At 62.7% G+C, this 26,130-nt stretch carries 32 protein-coding genes; 12 read left to right on the forward strand and 20 right to left on the reverse strand.

The features are described from left to right. Window positions 1-223: 223 nt before the first annotated feature. On the forward strand, window positions 224-2,884 hold the full coding sequence (gene alaS, locus B015_RS0109515) for an alanine--tRNA ligase (protein WP_018427458.1): 2,661 nt from the start codon (window positions 224-226) through the stop codon (window positions 2,882-2,884). A gap of 92 nt (window positions 2,885-2,976) precedes the next feature. Here alaS and B015_RS0109520 read toward each other — a convergent pair whose 3' ends face one another. Continuing rightward, window positions 2,977-3,375 carry a VOC family protein gene (locus B015_RS0109520; protein WP_018427459.1) on the reverse strand — a complete coding sequence of 133 codons (399 nt, stop codon included), beginning with the start codon at window positions 3,373-3,375 and terminating at the stop codon, window positions 2,977-2,979. A 188-nt stretch (window positions 3,376-3,563) separates the two neighbouring features. Here B015_RS0109520 and B015_RS0109525 point away from each other — a divergent pair, with 188 nt between their 5' ends. Beyond that, entirely contained in the window at window positions 3,564-4,412 is an 849-nt protein-coding gene (locus tag B015_RS0109525; protein WP_026227075.1) for an AraC family transcriptional regulator, read from the forward strand. Between the two features lie 73 nt (window positions 4,413-4,485). Here B015_RS0109525 and B015_RS0109530 read toward each other — a convergent pair whose 3' ends face one another. After that, window positions 4,486-5,697, reverse strand: coding sequence for an NADP-dependent isocitrate dehydrogenase (locus B015_RS0109530; protein ID WP_018427461.1), 1,212 nt, complete (start codon window positions 5,695-5,697; stop codon window positions 4,486-4,488). Between the two features lie 180 nt (window positions 5,698-5,877). Continuing rightward, window positions 5,878-6,210: a TfoX/Sxy family protein gene (locus B015_RS0109535; protein ID WP_018427462.1), complete on the reverse strand. Its 333-nt coding sequence runs from the start codon at window positions 6,208-6,210 to the stop codon at window positions 5,878-5,880. Window positions 6,211-6,294: 84 nt separating this feature from the next. Between B015_RS0109535 and B015_RS0109540 the strand changes: the two genes are divergently transcribed. Both B015_RS0109540 and murI read left to right on the forward strand, forming a co-directional pair. After that, window positions 6,295-7,173, forward strand: coding sequence for an RNA methyltransferase (locus tag B015_RS0109540; RefSeq protein ID WP_026227076.1), 879 nt, complete (start codon window positions 6,295-6,297; stop codon window positions 7,171-7,173). Beyond that, window positions 7,166-7,966 (forward strand): glutamate racemase, encoded by an 801-nt coding sequence (gene murI, locus B015_RS0109545; RefSeq protein ID WP_018427464.1) that lies wholly within the window; start codon window positions 7,166-7,168, stop codon window positions 7,964-7,966. The genes B015_RS0109540 and murI overlap by 8 nt, the downstream gene beginning before the upstream one ends. Before the next feature lie 36 nt (window positions 7,967-8,002). Here the strand turns inward: murI and B015_RS0109550 are convergent, their stop codons facing one another. After that, complete coding sequence (locus tag B015_RS0109550; protein WP_018427465.1) at window positions 8,003-8,812, reverse strand: FTR1 family protein; 810 nt, start codon at window positions 8,810-8,812, stop codon at window positions 8,003-8,005. Between the two features lie 4 nt (window positions 8,813-8,816). Continuing rightward, window positions 8,817-9,164 (reverse strand): cupredoxin domain-containing protein, encoded by a 348-nt coding sequence (locus B015_RS0109555; protein ID WP_018427466.1) that lies wholly within the window; start codon window positions 9,162-9,164, stop codon window positions 8,817-8,819. Window positions 9,165-9,395: 231 nt separating this feature from the next. Here B015_RS0109555 and B015_RS0109560 point away from each other — a divergent pair, with 231 nt between their 5' ends. After that, window positions 9,396-9,584 (forward strand): DUF3008 family protein, encoded by a 189-nt coding sequence (locus B015_RS0109560; protein ID WP_026227078.1) that lies wholly within the window; start codon window positions 9,396-9,398, stop codon window positions 9,582-9,584. A 48-nt stretch (window positions 9,585-9,632) separates the two neighbouring features. Here the strand turns inward: B015_RS0109560 and B015_RS0109565 are convergent, their stop codons facing one another. After that, window positions 9,633-10,271 (reverse strand): NAD(P)-dependent oxidoreductase, encoded by a 639-nt coding sequence (locus B015_RS0109565; protein ID WP_040456636.1) that lies wholly within the window; start codon window positions 10,269-10,271, stop codon window positions 9,633-9,635. A gap of 143 nt (window positions 10,272-10,414) precedes the next feature. Between B015_RS0109565 and B015_RS0109570 the strand changes: the two genes are divergently transcribed. The 4 genes from B015_RS0109570 to ttcA all read left to right on the forward strand — a co-directional run bounded on the left by B015_RS0109570 (window position 10,415) and on the right by ttcA (window position 13,508). Next, on the forward strand, window positions 10,415-10,843 hold the full coding sequence (locus B015_RS0109570; protein WP_018427469.1) for a helix-turn-helix domain-containing protein: 429 nt from the start codon (window positions 10,415-10,417) through the stop codon (window positions 10,841-10,843). 72 nt (window positions 10,844-10,915) lie between these two features. Continuing rightward, window positions 10,916-11,641, forward strand: coding sequence for a 2OG-Fe(II) oxygenase (locus tag B015_RS0109575; RefSeq protein ID WP_018427470.1), 726 nt, complete (start codon window positions 10,916-10,918; stop codon window positions 11,639-11,641). A 223-nt stretch (window positions 11,642-11,864) separates the two neighbouring features. Beyond that, window positions 11,865-12,482 carry a 30S ribosomal protein S4 gene (gene rpsD, locus B015_RS0109580; protein ID WP_018427471.1) on the forward strand — a complete coding sequence of 206 codons (618 nt, stop codon included), beginning with the start codon at window positions 11,865-11,867 and terminating at the stop codon, window positions 12,480-12,482. Between the two features lie 171 nt (window positions 12,483-12,653). Further along, window positions 12,654-13,508, forward strand: a complete 855-nt coding sequence (gene ttcA / locus B015_RS0109585) for a tRNA 2-thiocytidine(32) synthetase TtcA (RefSeq protein WP_018427472.1) — start codon at window positions 12,654-12,656, stop codon at window positions 13,506-13,508. 89 nt (window positions 13,509-13,597) lie between these two features. Here ttcA and B015_RS0109590 read toward each other — a convergent pair whose 3' ends face one another. The 8 genes from B015_RS0109590 to B015_RS0109625 all read right to left on the reverse strand — a co-directional run bounded on the left by B015_RS0109590 (window position 13,598) and on the right by B015_RS0109625 (window position 21,073). After that, window positions 13,598-14,851: a multidrug effflux MFS transporter gene (locus tag B015_RS0109590; RefSeq protein ID WP_018427473.1), complete on the reverse strand. Its 1,254-nt coding sequence runs from the start codon at window positions 14,849-14,851 to the stop codon at window positions 13,598-13,600. A 99-nt stretch (window positions 14,852-14,950) separates the two neighbouring features. Beyond that, entirely contained in the window at window positions 14,951-15,286 is a 336-nt protein-coding gene (gene grxD, locus B015_RS0109595; RefSeq protein WP_018427474.1) for a Grx4 family monothiol glutaredoxin, read from the reverse strand. Between the two features lie 189 nt (window positions 15,287-15,475). Continuing rightward, window positions 15,476-15,700, reverse strand: a complete 225-nt coding sequence (locus B015_RS0109600) for a hypothetical protein (protein WP_018427475.1) — start codon at window positions 15,698-15,700, stop codon at window positions 15,476-15,478. 74 nt (window positions 15,701-15,774) lie between these two features. After that, a complete protein-coding gene (locus B015_RS0109605; RefSeq protein WP_018427476.1) occupies window positions 15,775-16,503 on the reverse strand; it encodes a class I SAM-dependent methyltransferase in 729 nt (242 codons plus the stop codon). 44 nt (window positions 16,504-16,547) lie between these two features. Continuing rightward, on the reverse strand, window positions 16,548-17,003 hold the full coding sequence (locus B015_RS0109610; RefSeq protein WP_018427477.1) for a hypothetical protein: 456 nt from the start codon (window positions 17,001-17,003) through the stop codon (window positions 16,548-16,550). A gap of 42 nt (window positions 17,004-17,045) precedes the next feature. Next, the gene (locus B015_RS0109615; protein WP_026227082.1) at window positions 17,046-17,279 is read right to left on the reverse strand and encodes a BolA family transcriptional regulator; all 234 of its coding nucleotides are present in this window, start codon (window positions 17,277-17,279) and stop codon (window positions 17,046-17,048) included. Window positions 17,280-17,293: 14 nt separating this feature from the next. Further along, a complete protein-coding gene (purL, locus tag B015_RS0109620) occupies window positions 17,294-19,519 on the reverse strand; it encodes a phosphoribosylformylglycinamidine synthase subunit PurL (RefSeq protein WP_018427479.1) in 2,226 nt (741 codons plus the stop codon). Window positions 19,520-19,657: 138 nt separating this feature from the next. After that, complete coding sequence (locus B015_RS0109625; protein ID WP_018427480.1) at window positions 19,658-21,073, reverse strand: PLP-dependent aminotransferase family protein; 1,416 nt, start codon at window positions 21,071-21,073, stop codon at window positions 19,658-19,660. A gap of 83 nt (window positions 21,074-21,156) precedes the next feature. On the opposite strand from B015_RS0109625, the gene B015_RS0109630 reads away from it, so the two are divergent. Next, window positions 21,157-21,393, forward strand: coding sequence for a DUF1127 domain-containing protein (locus B015_RS0109630; RefSeq protein ID WP_040456120.1), 237 nt, complete (start codon window positions 21,157-21,159; stop codon window positions 21,391-21,393). 98 nt (window positions 21,394-21,491) lie between these two features. Here B015_RS0109630 and B015_RS0109635 read toward each other — a convergent pair whose 3' ends face one another. The 5 genes from B015_RS0109635 to purC form a co-directional block, all read right to left on the reverse strand. Next, the gene (locus tag B015_RS0109635; protein WP_018427482.1) at window positions 21,492-21,899 is read right to left on the reverse strand and encodes a hypothetical protein; all 408 of its coding nucleotides are present in this window, start codon (window positions 21,897-21,899) and stop codon (window positions 21,492-21,494) included. Between the two features lie 53 nt (window positions 21,900-21,952). Continuing rightward, window positions 21,953-22,627, reverse strand: coding sequence for a phosphoribosylformylglycinamidine synthase subunit PurQ (gene purQ, locus B015_RS0109640; protein WP_018427483.1), 675 nt, complete (start codon window positions 22,625-22,627; stop codon window positions 21,953-21,955). Then, the gene (locus tag B015_RS0109645) at window positions 22,624-22,857 is read right to left on the reverse strand and encodes a hypothetical protein (RefSeq protein WP_026227084.1); all 234 of its coding nucleotides are present in this window, start codon (window positions 22,855-22,857) and stop codon (window positions 22,624-22,626) included. The genes purQ and B015_RS0109645 overlap by 4 nt, the downstream gene beginning before the upstream one ends. Window positions 22,858-22,876: 19 nt before the next feature. Further along, window positions 22,877-23,119 carry a phosphoribosylformylglycinamidine synthase subunit PurS gene (purS, locus tag B015_RS0109650; protein ID WP_026227085.1) on the reverse strand — a complete coding sequence of 81 codons (243 nt, stop codon included), beginning with the start codon at window positions 23,117-23,119 and terminating at the stop codon, window positions 22,877-22,879. A 73-nt stretch (window positions 23,120-23,192) separates the two neighbouring features. After that, on the reverse strand, window positions 23,193-23,960 hold the full coding sequence (gene purC / locus B015_RS0109655; protein WP_018427486.1) for a phosphoribosylaminoimidazolesuccinocarboxamide synthase: 768 nt from the start codon (window positions 23,958-23,960) through the stop codon (window positions 23,193-23,195). A 284-nt stretch (window positions 23,961-24,244) separates the two neighbouring features. Between purC and B015_RS0109660 the strand changes: the two genes are divergently transcribed. Together B015_RS0109660 and B015_RS30710 are read left to right on the forward strand one after the other, a co-directional pair. Continuing rightward, entirely contained in the window at window positions 24,245-24,565 is a 321-nt protein-coding gene (locus B015_RS0109660) for a DUF1476 domain-containing protein (RefSeq protein WP_018427487.1), read from the forward strand. 120 nt (window positions 24,566-24,685) lie between these two features. Then, a complete protein-coding gene (locus B015_RS30710) occupies window positions 24,686-25,456 on the forward strand; it encodes an HpcH/HpaI aldolase/citrate lyase family protein (protein WP_018427488.1) in 771 nt (256 codons plus the stop codon). Here the strand turns inward: B015_RS30710 and B015_RS0109685 are convergent, their stop codons facing one another. Then, window positions 25,457-26,011 (reverse strand): alpha/beta hydrolase, encoded by a 555-nt coding sequence (locus B015_RS0109685; protein ID WP_026227088.1) that lies wholly within the window; start codon window positions 26,009-26,011, stop codon window positions 25,457-25,459. Between the last annotated feature and the right edge of the window lie 119 nt (window positions 26,012-26,130).

Raw genomic sequence — 26,130 nt, forward strand, 5'->3', positions numbered from 1 at the left:
CGCAGCTAAACGTTCAGCTCTTGTTCGAAACCGCCGGCCTTAGCGCCGGCGGTTTTCGTTTGTGGCTGCGACGGCCGCTTTGGCCTGTAATCTTGGCGGATATCAGCGCCTTTGCGGCGGCGGGGTTTCTGGACAGGGTCAAGGTGGGCAGCTAAAAGGCCAGTTCGAAATCCCGCCGGCAAAAGGCGGACATCTGTTCTGCTCGGCGACCAAAGGCGACAACATGAGTGGCGTGAACGAGATCCGGTCGACATTCCTCGACTACTTCAAGAAGAATGGGCACGAGGTGGTGGCCTCCAGCCCGCTCGTGCCGCGCAACGACCCGACCCTGATGTTCACCAACGCCGGCATGGTGCAGTTCAAGAACGTCTTCACCGGCCTGGAGTCGCGCCCCTATTCGCGCGCCACGACCGCCCAGAAGAGCGTGCGTGCCGGCGGCAAGCACAACGATCTCGACAATGTCGGTTACACCGCCCGCCATCTCACCTTCTTCGAGATGCTCGGCAACTTTTCCTTTGGCGACTATTTCAAGGAACAGGCGATCGAGCTCGCCTGGAATCTGATCACCAAGGAGTACGGGCTCAAGAAGGACAAGCTGCTCGTCACCGTCTATCACACCGACGACGAAGCTGCTGAATACTGGAAGAAGATCGCCGGCTTCTCTGACGACCGCATCATTCGTATCCCCACCTCGGACAATTTCTGGGCGATGGGCGACACCGGTCCCTGCGGCCCGTGCTCGGAAATCTTCATCGACCGCGGCGACCACATCTGGGGTGGCCCTCCCGGCAGCCCGGAGGAGGACGGCGATCGCTTCCTCGAATTCTGGAACCTCGTCTTCATGCAGTACGAGCAGGTGACGAAGGAAGAGCGCATCGACCTGCCGCGCCCCTCCATCGACACCGGCATGGGCCTCGAGCGCATGGCCTCGATCCTGCAGGGCGTCGAGACCGTCTTCGAGACCGACCTGTTCCGTCACCTCATCGACGCCGCGTCGTCGGCCATCGGCCGCGGCCCGGATGAGAGCAATGTGGCCTCCTACCGCGTCATCGCCGATCATCTGCGTTCGTCTTGCTTCCTGGTTGCCGATGGCGTGCTGCCGTCGAATGAAGGCCGTGGTTATGTGCTGCGCCGTATCATGCGCCGCGCCATGCGCCACGCGCAGCTGTTGGGTGCCAGCGAACCGCTGATGTGGAAGCTGGTGCCGGCGCTGGTCCGCGAGATGGCGCAGGCCTACCCGGAACTCGGCCGCGGCGAGGCACTCATCACCGAAACGCTCAAGCTCGAAGAGACCCGCTTCCGCAAGACGCTCGCCCGCGGCCTTGGCCTGCTGGCCGACGCCACCGAGACGCTGGGTGCCGGGGACATGCTCGACGGCGAGACGGCCTTCAAGCTCTACGACACCTACGGCTTCCCGCTCGACCTGACACAGGACGCGCTCCGCCAGCGTAGCATTTCGGTCGATCTCGCCGGCTTCACCGATGCGATGGAGCGGCAGAAGGCCGAGGCGCGCGCCAATTGGGCGGGTTCCGGCGAAGCCGCGACCGAGGCCGTGTGGTTCGCCGTCCGCGAGAAGGCGGGCGCAACCGACTTCCTGGGTTATGAGACGGAGCAGGCTGAGGGCGTAGTCCTGACCCTGATCAAGGACGGTGCGGTCGTCGACGCTGCGAATGAGGGCGAAGAAGTTGCCATCGTCGTCAACCAGACGCCGTTCTATGGCGAGTCCGGTGGCCAGATGGGCGACACGGGCACGATCTCGGGCGAAGGTTTCGTCATCGAGGTCACCGACACGCAGAAGAAGGCCGACGGCCTGTTCGTTCACTATGGCAAGGTCACCAAGGGCAAGCTCAAGACCGGTGCGGCCGTGGAGCTGAAGGTCGACCACAACAGGCGCTCGAAGCTGCGCGCCAACCATTCGGCCACCCACCTCATCCACGAGGCGCTGCGCGAGGTGCTCGGCACGCATGTCGCGCAGAAGGGCTCGCTGGTGGCCCCGGAGCGGTTGCGCTTCGACATCTCGCACAACAAGCCGATTTCCGCCGAGGAGTTGGAGGAGGTCGAGCGCATGTCGAACGAGATCGTCGTCCAGAACAGCCCTGTCACCACGCGCCTGATGAGCGTCGACGATGCCATTGCCGAGGGCGCCATGGCGCTGTTCGGCGAGAAGTATGGCGACGAGGTTCGTGTTGTCTCCATGGGCACCGGTCTGCACGGCGTCAAGGCCAACCGGCCCTATTCGGTTGAGCTCTGCGGCGGTACTCATGCCCGCTCGACAGGCGACATCGGCCTGATCCGCATCGTTTCCGATGGCGCGGTCGCGGCCGGCGTGCGCCGCATTGAGGCGCTGACGGGCGATGCCGCCCGCCGTCACCTCGACGAACAGGACCGCCGGCTCAAGTCGGTCGCCTCGACCCTCAAGGTGGCACCGGGCGATGTCCTCGCGCGCGTCGAGGCGCTGCTCGATGAGCGCAAGAAGCTCGAGCGGGATCTCACCGATGCCCGCAAGAAGCTCGCCATGGGCGGCGGGCAGGGCGGCTCGGCAGATGCCGTGCGCGAGATCGCAGGCGTCAAGTACCTCGGCAGGGTGGTCTCGGGCGTCGACCCCAAGGACCTCAAGGGCATGGCCGATGAAGGCAAGACTGGCCTGGGTTCGGGCGTGGTGACGCTGGTCGGCGTTTCCGACGACGGCAAGGCAAGCGCTGTCGTTGCCGTCACCGCAGACCTGGTCGGCCGCTTCAGCGCCGTCGACCTGGTACGCGTCGCTTCCGCCGCGCTGGGTGGCAAGGGTGGCGGCGGCCGCCCCGACATGGCCCAGGCCGGTGGTCCCGACGCCACCAAGGCCGATGAGGCCGTCGAGGCCGTCGCTCAGGCGATGGCCGGCTGATCCTAGGTCGGCTTCGAGAATTGAAGGGCGGGAGCTTCGGTTCCCGCCCTTTTCATTTGGTCGATGTTCAGGCCACCGGTCGCGCCCTGGGATCAGTCTTCAAAGGTCGCGACGAACTCGACCTTGATCCGGTCCGGGTCCTCGACGAACAGCGCGTAATAGTCGCTGCCGCCATTGGCGAAAGGATAGCGCTCGTCATAGAGGCAGGAGGCGCCGTTGTCGTGGCAGTGCTGCCTCAGCCTGTCGACCGTCTCACGGTCCTTCACACGAAATGCCAAATGGTTCAGTCCGACGCCCGATCGATGATAGGGCCGCTGCGCGTGTTTCTCCGCCACCTGCACGAAGGTGAGATAGGCATCGTCCTCATGCGCGAGGGTGAAGCCACTGTCCCACCGACCGTCTTGCCGATAGCCGATCTGCCCGAGCAGGGACGCCCAGAAGGCATGGGATTTCTCAAGGTTGGAGACATAGATTTCGACGTGATGGAGCATAGGGCTGTTCCCCTGAACGCAGTCTCTTGCCGTCCCGAAATGTGTATCGCGTCCAGGCGCTGTCAGCCAGCCTGATCGCCAGCGCTTGCGCTTGCGGCATGCGTGCTGGACCCTCGGCTTGAAGTCAGCAGGATTTGTCAAATCGGCCTATGGTTGTGTCCGGTCGATCGATTTGCATGAGGCTTGGCATGAACGGCGAAACGGCATGGGCAGTCTATGAAGCCCGCCTGAGACGGGTTTCTGCCCATATCCACGAGCACCTCGACGAGGAGCTGGATATGGACCGTCTGGCCGACATCGCCTGCCTGTCGAGCTATCACTGGCACAGGATCTACCGCGCCATATACGGCGAAACGGCGGCCACAACGGTCAAGCGCCTAAGGCTGCATCGCGCAGCCGGAGACATCGTGGGAACGGATCTAAGTGTCGGTGAAATTGCAAAGCGGTCTGGCTATCCCAATGTCCAGTCGTTCAACCGCATCTTCAAGGCGGTCTACGGCATGCCGCCGGCGCGCTACCGGAGGGAGGGAAGCCACAAGCTCTTCGAAACCAACAGAGGAAAGGCTTCCCACATGTTCGACGTTCAGGTCCGCACCATCCCAGACACCAGCCTCGTCGGCGTCGCCCATCAAGGCTCCTACATGCAGATCGACAGGGCTTTCGAGCAGCTGTTCGGTACGCTCTACGCCCGCGGCCAGGCGCGACCGGACATGCGCATGATCGGCGTCTATTTGGACGATCCCGATCTTGTCGCCGAAGAAAGGCTGCGCTCCATTGCCTGCGTCAATGCCGATGCCTCGGCACCCGCGGCCGCACCGCTTGAGCGTCGCGCGATTTCGGGCGGTGAGTATGCCGTTCTGCGCCACAAGGGCCCCTATGCCGAGATGCACAAGGCCTACAAGTGGCTCTATGCCGAATGGCTGCCGAAATCGGGCCGTCAGCTGCGCGATGCCCTCATGTTCGAGGAGTATCTCAACAACCCGCGCGAAGTGACGCCCGCAGAGCTTCTGACCGACATCCACCTGCCGCTGGTGTGAAGTCGGCATGTCCCGAACGAAAAAGGCCCCGGATCGCTCCGGGGCCCTTTTTGCTTCAATACCGACAGGCAGATCAGCCCATCGCCTTCTGCAGGTTCTCGTCGATCTTGTCGAGGAAGCCGGTGGTCGACAGCCAGGGCTGGTCGGGGCCGATCAGCAGCGACAGATCCTTGGTCATGAAGCCGCTTTCGACGGTCTGGATGCAGACGCGCTCCAGCGTTTCGGCGAAGCGCTTCAGCTCGGCGTTGTCGTCGAGCTTGGCGCGGTGGGCCAGACCGCGGGTCCAGGCGAAGATCGATGCGATCGAGTTGGTCGAGGTTTCTTCGCCCTTCTGGTGCTGGCGGTAGTGGCGCGTCACGGTGCCGTGGGCGGCTTCCGCTTCCACGGTCTTGCCGTCAGGCGTCATCAGCACCGAGGTCATCAGGCCGAGCGAGCCGAAGCCCTGCGCCACGGTGTCCGACTGCACGTCGCCGTCGTAGTTCTTGCATGCCCAGACGTAGCCGCCCGACCACTTCAGGCTCGAGGCCACCATGTCGTCGATGAGGCGGTGTTCGTACCAGAGCTTGCGCGCCTTGAACTCGGCCTCGAATTCCTTCTCGTAGACATCCTGGAAGATGTCCTTGAAGCGGCCATCATAGGCCTTGAGGATGGTGTTCTTGGTCGACAGATAGACCGGATAGTTGCGCAGCAGGCCGTAGTTCAGCGAGGCGCGGGCGAATTCGCGGATCGACTCGTCGAGGTTGTACATGGCCATCGCCACGCCGGCGCCCGGCGCGTCGAACACGTCGTGCTCGATCACCTGGCCGTCGTCGCCGACGAACTTGATCGACAGCTTGCCCTTGCCCGGGAATTTGAAATCGGTCGCCTTGTATTGGTCGCCGAAGGCGTGACGGCCGACGATGATCGGCTTGGTCCAGCCCGGCACCAGGCGCGGGACGTTCTTCATGATGATCGGCTCGCGGAAGATGGTCCCGCCGAGGATGTTGCGGATCGTGCCGTTGGGCGACTTCCACATCTTCTTGAGCTTGAACTCTTCGACGCGCTGTTCGTCGGGCGTAATGGTCGCGCATTTAACGCCGACGCCGTGCTTGTTGATGGCGTTGGCGGCGTCGATCGTCACCTGGTCGTTGGTGGCGTCGCGGTGCTCGATGCCGAGGTCGTAATATTCCAGGTCGATGTCGAGATAGGGGTGGATCAGCTTGTCCTTGATGAACTGCCAGATGATGCGGGTCATCTCATCGCCGTCGAGCTCGACGACGGGCTTGGCCACCTTGATCTTCGCCATTTGGAAAATGCCTCTTTTTGCCTGGAACCAGCCGGTCCCGGAGGGTTCACGATTGGGAGTGCGGCCCCTATACCAAAGCGAATCGGAGCGCGCAAATGATTGCGATTGCGACCTTCGGCCTGTCCGCTGACATTGTATGAACACGCCTGCCTGCGACGCCCCTGGTCGCAGTTTTGGGCGTCATTTTTTCTTCTTGGGCGGCATCGGTCCGACAAAGCGCGAAGCCATGGCGATCCATTGCCCGAGTGCTGTGTCGTCGAGCTCAACGGCGTCGACCATGATGAAGCCCTTCATCTCGCGGCCGGTGAAATCCATCCGCTTCGCGCCGGGCATGGCAAGTGCCGCAGGCTCCTGCTCGTCGCCGACGCGCGCAAGCAATGCGCCATCCTTCAGCGTGCCCACCAGCATGTTGCCGTTGAGCGTGAAGCAGGTGCCGCCGAACATCCTGATTTCGCCGACATTGGGGTCTTCGCCAATGGCATGTCTGATGCGTTCCGCGAGGTCGTCGGCCATGCTGGTTCCTTACCGGAACTTCATTTTCGCGCGCAAATATGTCAGGGACGCGCAAAAGTCGCAATTTTTGGTTCAATCGCATCCATGTCAGCCACTGAAGCCTCGCCGTCAGCAATGCCCGTCATCATCCTGGTCGAGCCGCAGCTCGGCGAAAACATCGGCATGGTGGCGCGCGCCATGGCCAATTTCGGGCTCGCCGAGCTCAGGCTCGTCAATCCGCGCGATGGTTGGCCGAACGAGAAGGCCCGCGCAGCCGCAAGCCGCGCCGACCATGTCGTCGATGCCGTCGCTGTGTTCCCCGACCTAGCCTCGGCACTCGCCGACCTCAACTTCGTCTTCGCTACCACGGCGCGCGAACGCGACGGCTTCAAGGAAGTCCGCGGCCCGGTCGAGGCGGGCAGGGCGCTCAGGGCGCGCAGCGTTTCGGGCCAGCGCACCGGCATCATGTTCGGGCGCGAGCGTTTCGGCCTCTACAATGAAGAAGTGGGCCTCGCCGACGAGATCGTCACCTTTCCCGTCGATCCCGGCTTTTCTTCGCTCAACATCGCCCAGGCGGTGCTGCTCATGTCCTATGAGTGGATGAAGTCGGGCCTGGAGAGTGAGACCCAGACCAATTTCTCCGGTCCCGAGATGGCGCCCGCCACCAAGCAGCAGCTGCAGGGCTTGTTCGATCATCTCGAAGCGGCGCTCGAATCGCGCGGCTATTTCCGCCCGGCAACCAAGAAGCCCAAGATGGTGGACAATCTGCGCGCCGTCTTGACCCGCGCCGGTTTTCACGAGCCCGAACTCAAGGTGCTGCGCGGTGTTGTGGCCTCGCTCGACTATTTCTCGCCCAAGGAGCCGCGTGGCGCCGGCTACCCGGAGCGCAAGGCGAAGGTCGATAATGCCGTTCATTCCGGCAGCGCAGGCGGTGATGAAGATGACATCCCGCCTGTCGGCGGCAAGGGACTCGACAATGACTGACCGCCCGATCCTGATGTTCGATTCGGGCATCGGTGGATTGACCGTGCTGCGCGAGGCGCGCGTGCTGATGCCTGATCGGCGCTTCGTCTATGTCGCGGACGATGCCGCCTTTCCTTATGGCAATTGGGAGGAGCCGGCGCTGAAGGAGCGCATCCTCAGTCTGTTCGCCGAACTGCTCGAACGCTTCAAGCCGGAGCTGTCGGTCATCCCGTGCAACACGGCCTCGACACTGGTCATCGAGGCGATCCGCGAGCGCTTTCCCGGGCATTCCTTCGTCGGCACGGTACCGGCGATCAAACCCGCGGCGGAGCGCACGCGCTCGGGCCATGTTTCGGTGCTGGCGACGCCCGGCACGGTGAAACGGCAATACACCCGCGACCTCATCACCCAATGGGCATCGAAATGCCATGTCCGCCTCGTCGGAAGCCATCGGCTGGCCGAACTCGCCGAGATCTACATGCGCGAGGGCTTCGTTGACGAGCAGGCGGTGGCGGAAGAAATCGCCCCGTGCTTCGTCGAGCAGGACGGGCGGCGCACCGACATCGTGGTGCTCGCCTGCACGCACTATCCCTTCCTGGTCAACCGCATGCGCAAGACCGCACCCTGGCCGGTCGACTGGATCGATCCGGCCGAGGCCATCGCCCGCCGCGCCCAGTCGCTGCTCAAGCCGAGGGAAGGCTCGTTGCGGGATGAGGCACCGGGCTTCGGCCGCGACATTGCCATTTTCACCTCGGGCAAGCCGCATTTCGCAACGGTGCGGCTGATACAGGGCTTCGGGCTCAGCCTGGCCTGAGCTGACCGCCCTATAAGCACGCTCCCAGGCTGGTCGCTAGGCCGCGGTGCGCCTGACCATCGCCGATGCCGACAGGATCACCAGTATCGTCGCCACATAAGCGGCGATCTGAATGCCCTCGGGCCGCGCCACATAGCCGACCAGTATGTGCAGCAGGAAGCCGATCGCGTTTGTCTGCGGCAGGATTTCCGACGTGTTCCAGATGTCGTAGCCGAGTGGCGGAAGCACGCCGGCCTGGACCAGGAAGGCCGCGGCCTGCGCGGCGAGCCCGGCCGCCAGCAGGATAATTATGACGCCGGTAACGCGAAAAATCTGCTTCAGCGGCACGCGCAGCAGCCCGGCATAAAACAGCGTGCCCACAAGTGCCGCCGCACCTACGCCGAGCAATCCGCCTTGCAGCATGGGTGCCAGGCCATATTCGCCGTCGATGGCGATGCCATAGAGAAACAGCACCGTCTCCGAACCTTCGCGCAGCACGGCAACCGCGCAGATGATCGCCAGCGCCGACAGCGGTCGCGAGCCTTCCTTGACCGCTTCGCCGACGGCGCGGCTATGACCGGCCAGCTCGGCTGCATGGGCGCTCATCCAGATCTGGTGCCAGGCAAGCATCGCGACGGCGACGAGCAGGATCGTGGCGTTGAACAGTTCGGTGCCGTTGCCGTCGAACAGGTCCGACAGGCCGCTGGCGAAGAAGGCGACGATCGCAGCGCCGGCAAGGCCTGCCACCACGCCGCCCGCCACCCAACCGGTTCGCCCCGCAATGCCTTTGCTAGCCGCCAAAACGATCGAGACGATCAGCGCTGCTTCGAGCGTCTCGCGAAAGACAATGACGAAAGTCGAGAGCATCGGTTCACTCCGCAAACAGATTGCCGAGCGCGGTTTCCTTGTGCCTGTCACCGAAGAAGCCGTAGCTTCCGGCCGACAGTGGTCCGACATGCAGCGTGATCTGCTTGCCGCCGGCCACGACCTTCTCGACATGGAAGTCGTTGCTTTCGAATTCCTCCGCCGTCGGATCGTCGTTGACGACCACAAGGTCGAATTCCTTTCCGGCGGGAACTGTCACGCTCTGCGGCTTGAAGCGGTGGTCCTTGATGGTGATCGTGAACGAAGTTGCATCGGTTGCGGCATGCGAGAGGCCGCCGGAAGCGACGAGCAGCCCCGTTGCGAGGATTGCGAATGTTGTGCGGGAAAGGAGCATGGCTTCGACCTTCTTGCCCCTGCCAACGTCCGCCCGGCCGGGCAGGGAATGGCATCAGGATAGAAAGGTGATGGGGTGTGTCAAGTTAAATTGACACCTTAGAATTGTTATAAATACAATGATTACAGAGTGTTAGAGGATTGGTGCCGGTTTGATATGGTGGCTGTGGAACTCTCGGATACGGCCTTGCGTTGACCTTCTATGTTGAACCAGCCGAGGGAGGCCAATGCAATGCCCGCCACTTCCAGAGCCCAGCAGAAGGCCGCTGGCGCGGCCCTCGCTGCCAAGCGCGGCGAAATCAACAAGAACGAACTCTTCGGTGCGTCGAAGGAAATGTATGAATCGATGACCGAAAAGGAACTCGAGGAATTCGCCCAGACCAAGCACAAGGGCCTGCCGGAGCATAAGGCCAAACACTAGGGTGCGGTGCATCCGTTCGGATGCACCGATAGCTCCGGCAGCGCTGGCTCAGTAGCCCAGTGTAAAGCGTTTGCCGGTATGAACTGGGTGCTCGGCCTCATCGACAACGGCAACGGCGAAATCCTCGACCGAGATGTGGCTCTGGCCGCCGGCGTCGAACACCGGCTGGTCGCCGCCGAGGCGGAACTTGCCGGTGCGTTCGCCCGGCGCCATCATGATGGCTGGCGAGATGAACGACCATTGGAACCCTGTCTCCTTGCGCAGCGCCGCCAGCGCGTCGCGGGCGGCGCGGGCGCCATCCTTGTAGGCGGCAGGGAAGTCCGGACCGTCCACCAGCTGCTTGCCGTCGATTTCGAGGCTGCCGGCGCCACCGACCACGACCACGCGCTTGCCGGCCGCCTTGACGGCTTCGATGATGGCCTTCGAGCCGGTGCTGTGCTTGGCATAGATATCAGGATCGCCCCACCCGCCGTTGAAGGCGGAGATGACGATGTCGGCATCGGCGATGGTCGCCTTGAGCGCCGGGATGTCGGTAACGTCCGCCTTCACAGCGGTGACGCCGTCGAGCGTTGCTACCTTCGCCGGATTGCGGACGATGGCCGTAACCTTGTTGCCGCGCGATACGGCTTCCTTGAGCACGGCATTGCCGACGAAGCCGGATGCGCCGATGAGAGCGATTTTCATGATTTTCTCCATTCCACCCGCTTTGCCTTGGAATGGCATCGAGGGTATAATCTGTAATCAGGTTACCAATGATAACTATATAGCTTCGATGAAACGGGCCGAAAAGAACGCATGATTTTGTGCCCAGGTTACCCCGAGAGAACCGCATGAACGCCTCGACCAAACCTGTCGGGCAAAACGCCGGCACCGACACGCTGGTTCCGCTGCTGCACACCACGCCGGGTTTCGCCAGCGATGGGCGCAATTGTCCGATCCGTGAAGTACTCGACCGTGTCGGCGACACCTGGAGCATCCTGGTCATCATCAATCTCCAGGAGCAGCCGGTGCGCTTCAATGCGCTGAAGCGCTCGATCGAGGGCATCTCCCAGCGCATGCTGACGGTGACCTTGCGCTCGCTCGAGCGTGATGGCCTGGTGCGCCGAACCGTGCGCCCGACCACCCCGCCCGAGGTGGAATACGGCCTCACCGAGCTTGGCCAGTCGATCGCCGTGCCCATCGGCGCGCTCGGCAGCTGGGCCGCCGCCAACCGCGACCAGATGCGCGGCGCCCGCGAAGCCTTCGATCAGGCAAGCTGAGCGCTGCAGGAATCGGAATGCGTGGCGCGGCGTGTGCTCCTAGTCTCCGGGCTCCAAAGAAGGAGCAAGCAGATGGAAGTCACACGCATCATCCCGCCCAACGCCATAGCCGAGAACGTTGATTGGCCGCGTGTGCTTGCCGAGCTCGATGAGTTCGGCACCGCTTTGACAGGGCCATTGCTGGATCGCGAAACCTGCCGCGCGCTACGCGGGCTCTACGATGGCGACGGACATTTCCGCAGCCGCATCGTCATGCAGCGCCACGGCTTCGGCTCGGGCGAGTACAAGTATTTCGCCGATCCGCTACCCGACATGATCTCGGCGCTGCGCCATGGCTTCTACGAGCGCCTTGCACCTTTCGCTAGCAGGTGGAACGAGCGCATGGGCATCGCCACGCGCTATCCGCCGGATCTCGATGCCTTCCTGGCCGAATGTCATGCCGACGGCCAGACCAGGCCGACGCCACTGCTGCTCAAATATGGCGCCGACGACTACAATTGCCTGCATCAAGATGTGTACGGCACTCATCTGTTCCCGGTTCAGCTGGTGATTCTGCTGAGCGAACCTGGCGAGGAGTTCGACGGCGGCGAATTGGTCATGACCGAGCAGCGCCCCCGCATGCAGTCACGCGCCGAGGTCGTGCCGCTGCACATGGGCTGTGGCGCGCTGTTTGCCGTCAACGATAGGCCGAAAGCTGGAAGCCGGGGCGATTACAGGGTAAAGATGCGCCACGGCGTCAGCCGCATTCGCTCCGGCGAGCGCTTCACGCTCGGCATCATCTTCCATGATGCGAAATGAGCCGGCTGCCGGCCCAGGCGTTGACATCCAGGGCTGTTTCCCCTAGTTAGCCGCCAACGCCGGGCCGAAAAGCCCGGTGTTTCATTTGACGTGTCCCGTGGGCCTTTTCCGCAATGCGTGCGTGGAAGGTCCTGTCAGGTCTCGAAAACGGAGGCCAGAGGAGGGCGCGTTTCCTTCACTCGAAACACGAGGTTTCGAGTGTATTGTTTTGAAAGGGAATGCGATGAGCAAGCGCGAATCCGCTAAGTACAAAATTGATCGCCGTCTTGGCGAGAACATCTGGGGCCGTCCGAAGTCCCCGGTCAACAAGCGTGAATACGGCCCCGGCCAGCACGGTCAGCGTCGCAAGGGCAAGCTCTCGGACTTCGGTCTGCAGCTGCGCGCCAAGCAGAAGCTGAAGGGTCACTACGGTGACGTGTCGGAAAAGCAGTTCCGCAAGACCTACGAAGAGGCCAACCGCCGCAAGGGCGACACCTCTGAGAACCTGATCGGCCTGCTCGAGTCGCGTCTGGATGCGGTCGTCTACCGCGCCAAGTTCGTGCCGACCATTTTCGCGGCCCGTCAGTTCGTCAACCACGGCCACGTCAACGTCAACGGCAAGCGCACCAACATCTCGTCCTACCGCTGCAAGGCTGGCGACGTGATCGAAGTCCGCGAGAAGTCGAAGCAGCTGGTTATCGTTCTCGAGGCCGTCGCTCTCGCCGAGCGTGACGTTCCCGACTACATCGAAGTCGACCACAACAAGATGGTCGCCACCTTCGCTCGCGTTCCCGGCCTGTCGGACGTTCCGTTCGCAGTCCAGATGGAACCGAACCTCGTCGTCGAATTCTATTCGCGCTAATCCCTCACGGGTTCAGCATCGAATTCAAGAGAGCGGCCGGCAACGGCCGCTCTTTTCGTTTGGGTTTCTGTCTTGGCCTCGGCGTCTTGCGCGGCGCAGGATTTTGCGAAATACCGCAGCAGACATGCAGTTGCCGCGCGTGCGGCTCCAGCGGATTTGAAGGACGGGCCGATGGGCATTCACGAACAGGACGCACTGGCCGAGCCGGAAGAGGTGAACTTCCCGCTCTATCGCGATGCTCCCTCGTCGGTGGAATTCAACAAGCTGCGGAAGCGGCTGCTACGGCAGGCGCGCCAGGCCATAGAAGATTACGCCATGGCAAAGCCGGGCGAACGCTGGCTGGTGGCCCTGTCGGGCGGCAAGGACTCTTACGGCCTGCTCGCTGTCCTGCTTGACCTCAAATGGCGCGGCCTGCTGCCGGTCGAACTGCTTGCCTGCAATCTCGACCAGGGCCAGCCGAATTTCCCGAAGAACGTGCTGCCCGACTATCTCGACGCCAACGGCATCGCTCACCGCATCGAGTATCGCGACACCTATTCGATCGTCACCGACAAGATTTCGGAGGGCAGCACCTATTGTTCGCTGTGCTCCAGGCTGAGGCGCGGCCATCTCTATCGCATCGCGCGCGAGGAGGGCTGCTCGTCGCTGGTGCTCGGCCATCACCGCGAGGACATCCTCGAGACCTTCTTCATGAACCTGTTCCATGGCGGCCGTCTCGCCGCCATGCCGCCCAAGCTGCTCAACGATGAGGGCGACGTCATGGTGCTTCGGCCGCTCGCCTTCTGCGCCGAGGCCGACATGGCGAAGTTCGCCGACGCCATGAAGTTCCCGATCATTCCCTGCGACCTCTGCGGCAGCCAGGAGGGCCTTCAGCGCAACGCCATGAAGGCGATGCTCGACGACATCGAACGCAAGATGCCGGGCCGCAAGGACACCATGATTCGCGCGCTCGGCAATGTCAGGGCCTCACATATGCTCGACCGCAAACTCTTCGACTTTGCTACGCTGTCCCTGGGCGGCGCCTGACCGACGATCGGTCCGCCACGGCCCTGCTGAAAAGAAAAACCCCACCCCGATGTCTCGGGATGGGGTTTTGTTTTGGTATGCTGAAAAGGTTAGTGCGGCTTTGCCGGAGCTCCCGGTGCGCTGAACAGCTTGCCGCGCTCGGCGATCAGCACCATCACCAGACCCAGCAATGCGACGCTGACGTAACCCAGCGCCAGCGGCATCACCGTGCCGTCGAACGACTGGCCGATGAAGGCGCCGATCAGGCCGCCGCCCACCGTCTGCATGAAGCTCTGCACCGACGACGCCGTGCCCGCGATGTGGCCAAGCGGCTCCATGGCGATAGCGTTGAAGTTCGAGCCGATCCAGCCGAACTGGAACATTGCCGCCGCAAACAACACCACGAAGACGGGGAAGGGTACCCAGCCAGTCAGCGACCAGGCGAACCAGATGGCGCTCACGACCGTGAAGCCGAGCAGTGCGCCATGCGACAGTCGGCGCATGCCGAGCTTGATCACCAGGCGCGAGTTCAGGAACGACGACACCGACATCATCGCTGCGATCGCCGCGAAGACCAGCGGGAACCACACGCCCAGCCCGTAGATGCCGACATAGACCTGCTGGGCCGAGTTGATGAAGCCAAGCAGCGACCCGAAGATGATCATCGAGGCCAGCGTGTAGAACAGCGACACGCGCGTCGTCAGCACGATGCGGAAGCCGTTGACGATCGACATCAGGCTCAGCGGCCGCCGATCCTGCGGATGCATGGTCTCGGGCATGCGCAGCGCCGTCCAGGCGGTGATCGCAAGTGCGGTCACCGACATGACCACGAAGATCATGTGCCATTCGGAAAACAGCATGATGAGCTGGCCGATGCCGGGTGCAAGAACCGGGATGATCATGAATACCATGAACACCAGCGACATGATCTCGGCCATCTGCCGGCCGCCGTAACGGTCGCGCACGATGGAAATGGCGATCACGCGCGTCGAGGCCGCACCGATACCCTGGATGAAGCGCAGCACCAGCAGGATCTCGAAGGACGGTGCAAACGCCGCGGCGAAGGCCGCGAGAATGTAGATGCTGAGGCCGAACAGCAGCGGGCCGCGCCGGCCGAAACGATCGGATGCCGGTCCGTAGAACAACAGCGCCAGGCCCATGCCGGCGACATAGGCGGTAATGACGAACTGCCGGTGGTTTTCGCTCTCGACGCCAAGGCTGGCGCCGATCTGCTGCAAGGCCGGCAGCATGATGTCGATGGCAAGCGCGTTGACCGCCATCAGTGCGGCGCAGATCGCGATGAATTCCCAGCGCGGAAGGGGAAACAGTGCGTCGATCACGTCGTCGGTGTTTTTCGGTTCCATATCGATTTTCGGTCCAAACGAAAATGCGCCGGGAATCCGGCGCATTCTCAAAATGCGATGAGCCCCGAATGGACCGGAGCCGATGGTCTTCTCAGGTGATCAGGCGGCGCCCTTGACGCTCACGCCCTTCTCCTGGAGGAACGACTGCAGTTCTCCAGCCTGGAACATCTCGCGGATGATATCGCAGCCGCCGACAAACTCGCCCTTGACGTAGAGCTGGGGAATGGTCGGCCAGTTGGAATAGTCCTTGATGCCCTGGCGAAGGTCGTTCGAGGTCAGGACGTTGACGCCTTTGTAGTCGACGCCGAGATAGTCGAGGATTTGCACGACCTGACCGGAAAAGCCGCACTGCGGAAAGCCGGGCGTGCCTTTCATGAACAGCACGACGTCCTGGCTCTTCACTTCACTGTCGATGTATTCGTTGATTCCGCTCATGGGCCCAAAACCTCAAACCTAGCCGGACTCTGTCGTAGCCGGCAATATCCGCTAGACTGCTAGCACTTGCCACTATGTGGTTGCAACAGTCGAGCTTTCCAAGCCTTGCAATGCCGCATCCCGACAGGGGCGGGCAGGGCATGCCGCTTTTGCCGATCTGACGTCGTCAAGCGGCTGGCAAGGCGGCGTTCAGGCGCTGCGGCGTACCTTCGAGCGCGAACGCACCGTGCGCTTGCGGCTCGTCTGCTTCTTGGCTGGCCTCAAAAGCTTCTCGATCTGGCGCAGCGTCGACGAGCTCGACGAAACCGTGCGTTTGCGCCGGCGTGCCCGCTTCGAGGTGCCTGAGGTCTTCTTCAGTATATCCTTGAGCGCGCCATCGACGACACCCTGCACGAGATCGGAAATCAGCGACATTGAGCCCACACTTCGTGTTTCGATTTGTATCGTCGATGAATAGAAGACCGTTCTGCCAATGTCGAGACATTGACCTATTTGAAGGCCCTAACGCAGATGAAGGCAGGCGAGAGGCTCAATTCTGCGAAGTGCTGGGGATCGACGGACGCCATCTCAGGCACGGGCAGCGGCTCGACGAAACGGTCGAGCCTCCAGCCGGCATCGGCAAGGCCGTTGAGTATGTCCTGCAGCGGCCGTCGGTACGATTGCACATATGGGTTCGGCGCACCGAAGCCGCCCCAATGCATGCCCCACAGATTGGTGGCGAAGTAGCTGGCATCGCCCCGCGTGCGCTGGTCGGCCCAGTCGCGCATCGGATGGCCCATCGAAAAGATCAGCCGGCAGCCACTTCGGCCAATGCGGTGGAACTCGGAGAAGACGGGGCCGAGTTCCTGCACATAGTCCAGCGCCAGCGAACACAGGATCGCATCGGTGCTGTTGCTTGCCAGCCAGTGCAGCGGCTTGGCAAGATCGCCTTCGTGGAAATCGACGTCGAGACCGGCGCAGCGTTTCCGCGCCAGTTCAAGCATTTCGGGCGTGATGTCGAAGGCGTGGACCCGCGCTCTGCCGCGCGCCAGCTTTTCCGCGCAGATGCCGGAGCCGCAGCCGGCATCGACCACGTCCAGCCCGGCGACGTCACCGAGCAGGGCCAGCGAGGCCGGGCGCTCGTAGAGCGCGTTGTGCGGCTTGGTAGGTGCGGCCGCATCATAGCGCTCGGCAAAGGTGGAGTAGGCGCGGCGCGCGACCTGTTCGTCTTCAGACATGAGATTTGCTCGTTGAGCGTCTGGCCGGATGCGAAATTCGGGTCTCAACTGCAGCCAGGCAATGAGGCAAGTTTCTGAAGGTCTTCTTTGGCAGCGCTTTTCAGGATTGCGGCCGGTATTCTGGTGCTGTCGACATTCACAATCAGGCCGATGCTGTCGACAACGACGTAACCGCATTCTTTGTCGCCCGCCGCGGACATACCGTCGAACTCTACGGCGACAAGACGTCCTTCAGGCTGTTCATAGGTAACGGTTTTTGTGAAACGTCTTTGCTGGACCGGATCGGTCGTCGCCGATGAGGCAAGCCAGGTGCGGTAACCGATCACTGCCTGGGTCTGCTTGGAGAAGTGCAGGTAGGCGCCAGCGAAGTCGCCACGGTCGAACTTGGCGAAAAACTGCCGCGCCGCAGCAATCGCCTCATAGTCTGTCGACTGCTGGGCCCTGCTGGCATCTGTCAGGGCGACAGCTAAACAGGGAACGAGCACCAGGAGACGCGACATTCTCCGACCAGGTGTCCGAGAAGTCGCGCCTGACATCTTTTTCTACTCCGGCACGCTGGTCTGCAGGGCGAGAGCATGCAGCACCCCGCCCATGTTGCCCTTCAATGCGTCGTAGACCATCTGGTGCTGCTGCACGCGGCTCTTGCCACGGAAGCTTTCCGACACGACCTCGGCGGCGTAGTGATCGCCGTCGCCGGCGAGATCGCGGATGGTCACCCGGGCACCCGGAATGCCTTCCTTGATCAGCCGTTCAATGTCGTGTGCGTCCATTGCCATTTTTGAGTTCCCGCTCAGTTGTTCATGAAGCGAGGGAACCAGGATTCGTGAGCCGAGGTCAACTCGTCGATCGTCACGGCCCGTGCCTCGCCCAGCTTCAGTTCCTTGCCACCAGTCGTTCCGATCCACGGTGCGTGGATGCCGAGCGCCTTGGCTTCATTCCACAATTCCTGCATCTCGGCCGACTTGGGGTCAAGCTTGACGGTGACCAGGTAGCGGCCCTGGTCTTCGCCGAAGAACACCGGGATCGGGTTGGTGCCGCTCAGACCAGGAACGACAGCACCGATGCCTGAGGCTATCGCCATCTCGGCCAGTGCGACCGCAAGGCCGCCATCCGAGAGGTCGTGCACGGCGGTGGCCGTGCCGTTGCGGATCAGCTTGCGGACGAAGTCGCCGACCTTCTTCTCATGCTCGAGGTCGACTTCAGGCGGCGGGCCGTCGGTGCGACCGTGGATGTCGCGCATGTAGATCGACTGGGCGAGATGCGTGCCCCATGTGGCCGGGCCGCCGACCAGAAGGATCACTTCACCCTCTTTGGCAAAGCAGGCCTTGGCCATCTTCGACCAGTCGTCGATCAGGCCGACGCCACCGATGGTCGGTGTCGGCAGGATTCCTTGCCCGTTGGTCTCGTTGTAGAGCGACACGTTGCCCGACACGATCGGAAAGCCGAGCGCGCGGCACGCGTCGCCGATGCCGGTGACGGCCTTGACGAACTGGCCCATGATCTCGGGGCGTTCGGGATTGCCGAAGTTTAGGTTGTCGGTGGCGGCCAGCGGCAGGGCGCCGGTGGCGGTCAGGTTGCGCCAGCATTCGGCAACTGCCTGCTTGCCGCCTTCATAGGGATCGGCCTCGCAATAGCGCGGCGTCACGTCGGACGAGAAGGCCAGTGCCTTGGTCTCGTGACCCTCGACGCGCACCACGCCGGCGTCGCCCCCGGGGCGCTGCAGCGAGTTGCCCTGGATCATCGTGTCGTACTGCTCGTAGACCCAGCGGCGCGACGACAGGTCGGGGCCGTCGAGCATCTTGATGAGTGCGTCGGTGACATCGGCCTGCGGCACGTCGTCGGCGGCAAGCGGCGCGCGCTTGGCCGGCTCGACCCACGGACGGTCATATTCGGGCGCTTCGTCGCCGAGTTCCTTGATCGGCAGGTTGGCAACCTCGACGCCCTGGTGGATGACGCGGAAACGCAGGTCGTCGGTGGTCTTGCCGACGATGGCGAAGTCGAGGCCCCACTTGACGAAGATCGCCTCGGCTTCTTCTTCCTTTTCAGGACGCAGCACCATGAGCATGCGCTCCTGGCTCTCCGACAGCATCATCTCATAGGCGCTCATGCGCTCTTCGCGCACCGGTACCTTGTCGAGGTCGAGCTCGATGCCGAGGTCGCCCTTGGCGCCCATCTCGACGGCCGAGCAGGTGAGGCCGGCCGCACCCATGTCCTGGATGGCGATGACAGCGCCCGAGGCCATCAGTTCGAGGCAGGCTTCGAGCAGGCACTTTTCGGTGAACGGATCGCCGACCTGGACGGTCGGGCGCTTTTCGTCGATCTTGTCGTCGAATTCGGCCGAGGCCATGGTCGCGCCGCCGACACCGTCACGGCCGGTCTTGGCGCCGAGATAGACGACCGGCAGGCCGACGCCCTTGGCCTGCGACAGGAAGATGCCATCGGTCTTGGCGAGACCGGCGGCAAAGGCATTGACCAGGATGTTGCCGTTGTAGCGAGCGTCGAAATTCACTTCGCCGCCTACGGTCGGCACGCCGAAGGCATTGCCGTAGCCGCCGACGCCGGCAACCACGCCCGACACCAGGTGGCGGGTCTTGGGATGGCTGGGCGCGCCGAAGCGGAGCGCATTCATCGAGGCGACGGGGCGGGCGCCCATGGTGAAGACGTCGCGCAGGATGCCGCCGACGCCGGTCGCAGCGCCTTGATAGGGCTCGATATAGGAGGGGTGGTTGTGGCTCTCCATCTTGAAGACGACGCAGTCGCCGTCGCCGATGTCGACCACGCCGGCATTTTCGCCGGGGCCCTGGATGACGACGTCGCCCTTGGTCGGCAGCGTGCGCAGCCACTTCTTCGACGACTTGTAGGAGCAGTGCTCGTTCCACATGGCCGAGAAGATGCCGAGCTCGGTGAAGGTAGGTTCGCGTCCGACGAGGTCGAGTATCCGCTGATATTCGTCTGGCTTCAGGCCATGCGCGGCGATGAGCTCGCCGGTGATCTTCACGTCATTCTGAATGGTCATCGTAGATCGCAGAATCCGTTGGGGGAGGCGTTGGTGGCTCCATAGCCCATGATTGGCCCGGGATATACCGCCAAAGGCCAGAAAGTCATCCTTTATGGGCAGAAAACGGCCCTTCGGCGGTACGGCATCCGCTCGGCCTCAGCCGAAACTGTCGTAGCCGGCATCCCCTTCGTCGAGCAGCCGGCGAAGCTTGGCCAGTCCCATGTCGACCTCGGCACGCGTGCGCGGCGCCGAAACGCCTATCCTGACCCGGTGGAACACCTGGTCCGAGCGCCCCGCCTTGAACTCGTCCTCGTCATCGACCAGTACGCCCTGGCCATAGGCCGCATTCTTGAATGTGCCCGAGTTCCACGGTTCCGGCAGCGCCAGCCAGATGAAGGGGATGTTGGGATTGATGTTGAAATCATAACCGCCCAGCGCCTTGCGCACGGCATCCAGACGCCAATTGATCTCGGCAATCGCGCGCGCACGAATGGCGGCGGCATCGCCCGACAGCACCAATTGGGCGCATAGTTCGGCCAGCAGGAACGGCATGCCGCCGGTTACCATCTTGTGGGCGACGCGGATGCTGTGGCGGAAGTGCGCCGGGCACGAAACCCAGCCGCCGCGCACGCCCGCGGCCACCGACTTGGACAGCCCGCCGACAACGATGACACGCTCCGGCGCGAACTCGGCCAGGAGCGGCGTGCGGTCGTCGGTCAGGGCGCCATAGAGATCGTCCTCGACCAGAAGCACATTGTATTTCCTGGCGATTGCGGCGATCGCAGCACGCCGCTCGCTCGGCATGGTCACGCATGTGGGGTTCTGTGCCGTCGGCATCAGGAAGGCCAGTTTGGGGTGCTTCTGGGCGCAAACCGCCTCGAAATCGTCGGGATCGACGCCATCTGCGTCCGAATTGACCAGTGCCATGCGCCGGCCGATCAGCCCGGCGCTTCGGGCGATCTGGGTGTAGGTCACATGTTCGAACAGGATGTGGTCGCCCGGCTGCGTCAGTGCAGCGATGGTCGCGACGACTGCCGCATGCGCGCCGAGTGTCGGCACGATCGTGTCGGGGGCAGGACGAAAGCCATTGCGCGACAGCCATGTACTGCCCGCCTCGAACCAGTGCTCCGGAAAGGTCCTGGTGTAGCTCGTCATGTCGTCGGGATTGTCCCGACTGATTGCTGCGAGGATTGTCTCGATTGTACCGCCTTGGTCGACATTTGGGGCTGCGGTGCTGTCGAAATGCAGCTTGCCGGATGGCGCCTCGATCGTGCGCGATCCCTCATGAGCCAGAGTCGGCGGTGCACTGAGGGCCGGCTGGCTACCGCCTCGCTCCAGCACATAGGTGCCGCGCCCGACTTCGCCGCTGACCAGCCCGCGTTCGCGCAGCAGCGCATAGGCCCGCCCCACGGTGCCGATGGTCACGCCGATGTCGTAGGCGAGATTACGCTGCGGCGGCAGCTTGGCGCCTGAGGCAAGCACGCCGCTGTCGATGTCATTCTCGATGCGTTCGGCCAAGCGCAGATAGAGCGGGCCGGAGCCGGATGAAAGGTCGGGAAGCCAAATTGTCATGGTGACAATTCCTATATTGTCATCACATCTGAGTCAATTCATAGCATTGTTCGTCATCAATAGCTACAATTCGGATCAATGAAATGAGTACAATAGATGCAATTGGCGGAGGCGCCATAGGAGCATCTGGTCAGCAGAAGCGCGGCGCGCTTGGCGTTCTGACTGTGGCTCCGCTTCGTATGATCAGATGGCTGGGGCGCTGCATGGAGCGCCGGCGCACCCGGCTGAGCCTGCTGGAACTCACCGACGAGCAGCTCGCCGATATCGGAATTTCGCGCTGCGACGCTTATCGCGAAGGTCTGCGCCCCTTCTACGATTGACCACTCCCATGGTCGCGGATCGTCACGACCCACGGACGGTCCGGTTTAGGTGGAGGCGCGCCCCTGTGCCTCCACCCTTTTTTCAGTGAGGAGCGGCCTCAGGCCGCAGCGCCGCAGGACGCGTCGCCCGTGCGCCAGCGGTTGATGTCGGACGTGATGCGGCTGCCGAGCGTCTCATCCATGAGCGGGCCGAAGACCTGGACCTGGCTAGAATTGCCTTGTGCCTGTACGACCAGCAGCGGGCGGGCGCCGTACTGCTTGGCAGGTACCAACAGGAAGCGCGGCGTGCCGCCGAAATTGTTGAGCTCGTTGGCCATCTGGTACTTCTTGAAGGCCGGATCCTTGCTGGCGAACCAGCACTTGTGCGCCGCGATCGCGACCTGTTCCATGGAGCGCAGCGAGGCGCTCTTCCCGGACGCTGCCGGCGGCGGCGTCTTCGGACCGGAATTGCAGGCGGCGAGGCCGATGACCGCGGCCGTTGCCGCCAGAATCCGCAGAGACTTCATGCGCCGATGCCGCCCTTCGTCAGGTGAGGTTGAGATTGTCCCGGATACGACGCTCAGGCTGCCTTGGGCAGTCCGAGCGCGCTTTCGAACAGCGCCCGGCCGTCATTGCCGCCATGCGCCGCCTCGATCAGGTTTTCCGGATGCGGCATCAGGCCGAGCACGTTGCCCTTGTCGTTGATGATGCCGGCGATGTCGTTGATCGAGCCGTTCGGATTGGTGCCCTCGGCGTAGCGGAACACCACTCGCTCGTCGCCCTCGATGCGCTTCAGCGTTTCGGGATCGGCGAAGTAGTTGCCGTCATGGTGCGCGACAGGGCAGCGGATGACCTGGCCGGCTGCGTAGTTACGGGTGAAGGCGGTGTTGGCGTTGGCGATCTCGAGCTTCACTTCGCGGCAGACGAACTTGAGCGAGTTGTTGCGCATCAGGGCGCCGGGCAGGAGGCCCGCTTCGACCAGGATCTGGAAGCCGTTGCAGACGCCGACAACCTGCACGCCCTTGGCGGCCTTCTCGGCCACAGCGCGCAACACCGGCATGCGGGCGGCAATCGCTCCGCAGCGCAGGTAGTCGCCGAAGGAGAAGCCGCCGGGAATGGCGATCAGGTCGACATCAGGGATTTCCGTGTCGGTCTGCCAGACCGTGACGGGCGCCTTGCCAGAAATCTTGGTCAGCGCCGCAATCATGTCGCGGTCGCGGTTCAGGCCGGGAAGGAGGACGACTGCTGATTTCATTTCGGTTCGTAAGGCCTCTGGGGTTCGGCAAGTTCACGCAGTTCCGGGCGACGCTCGATGCGCTCGAGCCGTTCGTCGTGGCGATCAAGTATGCGGCTGACGCCAGCCAGCGCCTCTTCCGCACCTGTCATGCGTCTCTTGATCTCCTGGAGGTCGAACTTCGTCTCCGAGAGATCGCCGTGGACGCGCTTAAAAAGCTCGTACATCGGCTCGTTGGTGACTTCAGGCACGCAGCCCTCCGGTGCAACCTCAGGTAAGCGTCACACTGTAGTTCTCGATCACCGTATTCGCCAGAAGCTTCTCGCACATGGCGTTGAGGTCGGCTTCCGCCTTGGAGCGGTCGTTGCCGTCGATCTCGACGTCAAAGACCTTTCCCTGGCGCACGGAGCCGACGCCGCCGAAGCCGAGGCCGTCGAGCGCATGTTCGATCGCCTTGCCTTGCGGGTCGAGCACGCCGTTCTTGAGGGTGACGGTGACGCGGGCCTTGATCACGGGCATTTCACTCCGAGGTAGAATTGCAAAACAGTCGGGCGCGAAGTTACTCGCGCCCGTTCTTGGATTTTGGTCAGTGCTTGACGAGAACCGGTCCGGTCGGACGGGGCGTCTCGTTCTCGTTCATGATGCCGAGACGGCGCGCCACTTCCTGGTAGGCTTCGACCAGCCCGCCCATGTCGCGGCGGAAGCGGTCCTTGTCCAGCTTGTCCTGGGTGGCTACGTCCCACAGCCGGCAGCTGTCGGGCGAGATTTCGTCGGCAACCACGATGCGCATCATGTCGCCCTCGAACAGCCGGCCGCATTCGATCTTGAAGTCGACGAGCTGGATGCCGACGCCCATGAACAGGCCGGAGAGGAAGTCGTTGACGCGAATGGCGAGCGCCATGATGTCGTCGATTTCCTGCGGGCTCGCCCAGCCGAAAGCGGTGATGTGCTCTTCCGAGACCATTGGATCGTCGAGCGCGTCTGCCTTGTAGTAGAACTCGATGATCGAGCGCGGCAGCACGGTGCCTTCCTCGATGCCGAGGCGCTTGGCCAGCGAGCCGGCGGCGACGTTGCGTACCACCACCTCGAGCGGGATGATCTCGACTTCCTTGATCAGCTGCTCGCGCATGTTGAGCCGGCGGATGAAGTGGGTTGGAATGCCCATGCGGTTGAGGTGGTTGAAGATGTGCTCGGAGATGCGGTTGTTCAGCACGCCCTTGCCGTCGACCACTTCATGCTTCTTCTTGTTGAAGGCGGTGGCGTCGTCCTTGAAAAACTGGATCAGAGTGCCCGGCTCAGGTCCTTCGTAAAGGATCTTGGCCTTGCCTTCGTAAATGCGTCGGCGTGACTTCATTTGATTGTTTCTCTGGTTGGAAGGGCAGTCGGCAACAACCGGTCCCTTTCTCACGCCGCAAAGCCGCGGCGGCTGTGGGTTTCAAGGGCGGTCTCTACCGCAAACGAGCAAATTGCTCAATGATGATTTCCGGCCAATCAACGCCTTTTGGTACCGAAATGCCGCACCGCAACACCAAAGCCGGGCGAAAGTGGGATATTGACCGGGCGGCGGGGTTTTGGTTTGAGGGTGGCAACAGTACATACACAGGAAATCGAATCGATTTCCCAGCTCGGAGGATTGCCATGAGCAGCATGAAGGATCGCGAAGAAGGCTTCGAGCGCAAGTTCGTCTTCGACGAGGAGCTGCGTTTCAAGGCCAATGCGCGCCGCAACAAGACGCTCGGCCTCTGGGCCGCCGAGAAGCTCGGCAAGTCTGGCGCCGATGCCGAGGCCTACGCCAAGGAAGTCGTCGTTTCCGATATCCAGGAAGCCGGCGACCATGACGTCTTCCGCAAGATCCGCGCCGACTTCGACGCCGCCGGCGTCGACCAGTCCGACCATCAGATCCGCCGCACCATGGACGAGTTGATGGCGCAGGCGATCGAGCAGATCAAGAACAGCTGATTTCGGCTCTGCCGGGATCAAGTTCCACTGGACCAACGAACCGCCCGGCTTCCGGGCGGTTTTTGTTTGCGCTGAAGGATGCTTCCGGCTGAAATGGCGCCCGCTTCAAGGAGATCCGAAATGTCGCTCGTCGAGAAACTGAACGCCGGCCAACCAATCCTCACCGCGTGGTCGGGCGTGCCAGACGCGCTGACGGTGGAGATCATGGCGCGCCAGGGGTTTGATGCCGTCACCCTCGACATGCAGCATGGCGGCCACAACGAGGACAGCGTGCTGCGCTCGCTGGCGCCCGTCCTCAATTCCGGCAGGCATGCCCTTGTACGCGTGCCGGTGGGCCGCTTCGACATGGCCAGCCGCGCGCTCGACTTCGGTGCCGAGGCGGTCATCGCGCCAATGGTCAATTCCGTCGAGGACGCGGAGCGCTTCGCAGCTGCGATGAAATACCCCCCGCTCGGCGAACGCTCCTGGGGACCGACCTTCGCCGCCCCGCGCCACGGTAGCAAGGATCCGGTCAAGTGGCTGCATGAGAGCAACGCCCGCACCGTGTCCTTCGCCATGGTCGAGACGCATCAGGCCGTTGCCGCGCTCGACGGTATTCTGGCCACCCCTGGCATCGACGGCATCTTCGTCGGCCCCGGCGATTTCTCGATCGCCTGGACCAGGGGCGAGACGGTCAATGCGACATTGGAAGCAATGATGGAAACGGTTGCCGACATCGCCAGGCGCACACGCGCCGCAGGCAAGCATGCCGGCATCTATGTCACGGATCCGGCAATCGCCGGCCGTTTCGTCAAGATGGGCTTCCAGCTGCTGGCCACGGGGTCCGAGCACCAGCTGATCGCAGCGGGCGCGGCAAGCCTCGTGGCCGATCTCAAGAAGTCTATCGGCTGATCAGCCTTCCAGGCGCGACAGAAACTGCGCAAACACCATCGATCCTTCCGGCCACGGCCCGTGGCCGGAATCGGAGTTGATGTGGCCGGCTTCACCTGCCTCGATGAACAGCGAACCCCATGCGGCGGCGATGTCTTCGGCGACGTCGAGCTTGCAATAGGGATCGTTGCTGCTGGCCACCACCACAGAAGGAAACGGCAGCGGATCGCGCGGATAGGGGCCGAAGGTCATCAGGTGCTTCGGCCGGATTGCCGGATTGGACACATCCGGCGGCGCCACGAAGAACGCGCCCGCGACGTATTTCTTGAAGCCGGGAATGGCGTGGATCACCGTCGGGATGCCGAGCGAATGCGCGATCAGCACCACCGGCCGTTCCGCGGCGTTGACCGCATCGACCACCTTGGCGGTCCAGTCCTCGCGCACCGGCTTCGACCATTCGTCCTGCTCGACGCGTCGCGCAGTCGACAGCTTTTCCTCCCAGCGGCTTTGCCAGTGGGTTTCATCCGAATTGGTGTATCCGGGAACGATGATGATATCGGCGTCTTTGACCTTCATGTTGCGGATGTAGCGATCCACTCGCATTGGTGCAACTCCCCGTCGATGATGTCCAAATGCTGAACGACGTGTTCGGTCTTTGCTTACTTGTGTGAACGATCGCTTCAGCCGATCTAGGA

This window comes from Hoeflea sp. 108 (genome assembly GCF_000372965.1).
Classification (GTDB): domain Bacteria; phylum Pseudomonadota; class Alphaproteobacteria; order Rhizobiales; family Rhizobiaceae; genus Aminobacter.

Coding starts and splice junctions, on each gene's coding strand:
- alaS (WP_018427458.1), top strand. CDS start 224: ATGAGTGGCGTGAACGAGATCCGGTCGACATTCCTCGACTACTTCAAG.
- B015_RS0109520 (WP_018427459.1), bottom strand. CDS start 3,375: ATGCTCCATCACGTCGAAATCTATGTCTCCAACCTTGAGAAATCCCAT.
- B015_RS0109525 (WP_026227075.1), top strand. CDS start 3,564: ATGAACGGCGAAACGGCATGGGCAGTCTATGAAGCCCGCCTGAGACGG.
- B015_RS0109530 (WP_018427461.1), bottom strand. CDS start 5,697: ATGGCGAAGATCAAGGTGGCCAAGCCCGTCGTCGAGCTCGACGGCGAT.
- B015_RS0109535 (WP_018427462.1), bottom strand. CDS start 6,210: ATGGCCGACGACCTCGCGGAACGCATCAGACATGCCATTGGCGAAGAC.
- B015_RS0109540 (WP_026227076.1), top strand. CDS start 6,295: ATGTCAGCCACTGAAGCCTCGCCGTCAGCAATGCCCGTCATCATCCTG.
- murI (WP_018427464.1), top strand. CDS start 7,166: ATGACTGACCGCCCGATCCTGATGTTCGATTCGGGCATCGGTGGATTG.
- B015_RS0109550 (WP_018427465.1), bottom strand. CDS start 8,812: ATGCTCTCGACTTTCGTCATTGTCTTTCGCGAGACGCTCGAAGCAGCG.
- B015_RS0109555 (WP_018427466.1), bottom strand. CDS start 9,164: ATGCTCCTTTCCCGCACAACATTCGCAATCCTCGCAACGGGGCTGCTC.
- B015_RS0109560 (WP_026227078.1), top strand. CDS start 9,396: ATGCCCGCCACTTCCAGAGCCCAGCAGAAGGCCGCTGGCGCGGCCCTC.
- B015_RS0109570 (WP_018427469.1), top strand. CDS start 10,415: ATGAACGCCTCGACCAAACCTGTCGGGCAAAACGCCGGCACCGACACG.
- B015_RS0109575 (WP_018427470.1), top strand. CDS start 10,916: ATGGAAGTCACACGCATCATCCCGCCCAACGCCATAGCCGAGAACGTT.
- rpsD (WP_018427471.1), top strand. CDS start 11,865: ATGAGCAAGCGCGAATCCGCTAAGTACAAAATTGATCGCCGTCTTGGC.
- ttcA (WP_018427472.1), top strand. CDS start 12,654: ATGGGCATTCACGAACAGGACGCACTGGCCGAGCCGGAAGAGGTGAAC.
- B015_RS0109590 (WP_018427473.1), bottom strand. CDS start 14,851: ATGGAACCGAAAAACACCGACGACGTGATCGACGCACTGTTTCCCCTT.
- grxD (WP_018427474.1), bottom strand. CDS start 15,286: ATGAGCGGAATCAACGAATACATCGACAGTGAAGTGAAGAGCCAGGAC.
- B015_RS0109600 (WP_018427475.1), bottom strand. CDS start 15,700: ATGTCGCTGATTTCCGATCTCGTGCAGGGTGTCGTCGATGGCGCGCTC.
- B015_RS0109605 (WP_018427476.1), bottom strand. CDS start 16,503: ATGTCTGAAGACGAACAGGTCGCGCGCCGCGCCTACTCCACCTTTGCC.
- B015_RS0109610 (WP_018427477.1), bottom strand. CDS start 17,003: ATGTCGCGTCTCCTGGTGCTCGTTCCCTGTTTAGCTGTCGCCCTGACA.
- B015_RS0109615 (WP_026227082.1), bottom strand. CDS start 17,279: ATGGCAATGGACGCACACGACATTGAACGGCTGATCAAGGAAGGCATT.
- purL (WP_018427479.1), bottom strand. CDS start 19,519: ATGACCATTCAGAATGACGTGAAGATCACCGGCGAGCTCATCGCCGCG.
- B015_RS0109625 (WP_018427480.1), bottom strand. CDS start 21,073: ATGACAATTTGGCTTCCCGACCTTTCATCCGGCTCCGGCCCGCTCTAT.
- B015_RS0109630 (WP_040456120.1), top strand. CDS start 21,157: ATGAGTACAATAGATGCAATTGGCGGAGGCGCCATAGGAGCATCTGGT.
- B015_RS0109635 (WP_018427482.1), bottom strand. CDS start 21,899: ATGAAGTCTCTGCGGATTCTGGCGGCAACGGCCGCGGTCATCGGCCTC.
- purQ (WP_018427483.1), bottom strand. CDS start 22,627: ATGAAATCAGCAGTCGTCCTCCTTCCCGGCCTGAACCGCGACCGCGAC.
- purC (WP_018427486.1), bottom strand. CDS start 23,960: ATGAAGTCACGCCGACGCATTTACGAAGGCAAGGCCAAGATCCTTTAC.
- B015_RS0109660 (WP_018427487.1), top strand. CDS start 24,245: ATGAGCAGCATGAAGGATCGCGAAGAAGGCTTCGAGCGCAAGTTCGTC.
- B015_RS30710 (WP_018427488.1), top strand. CDS start 24,686: ATGTCGCTCGTCGAGAAACTGAACGCCGGCCAACCAATCCTCACCGCG.
- B015_RS0109685 (WP_026227088.1), bottom strand. CDS start 26,011: ATGAAGGTCAAAGACGCCGATATCATCATCGTTCCCGGATACACCAAT.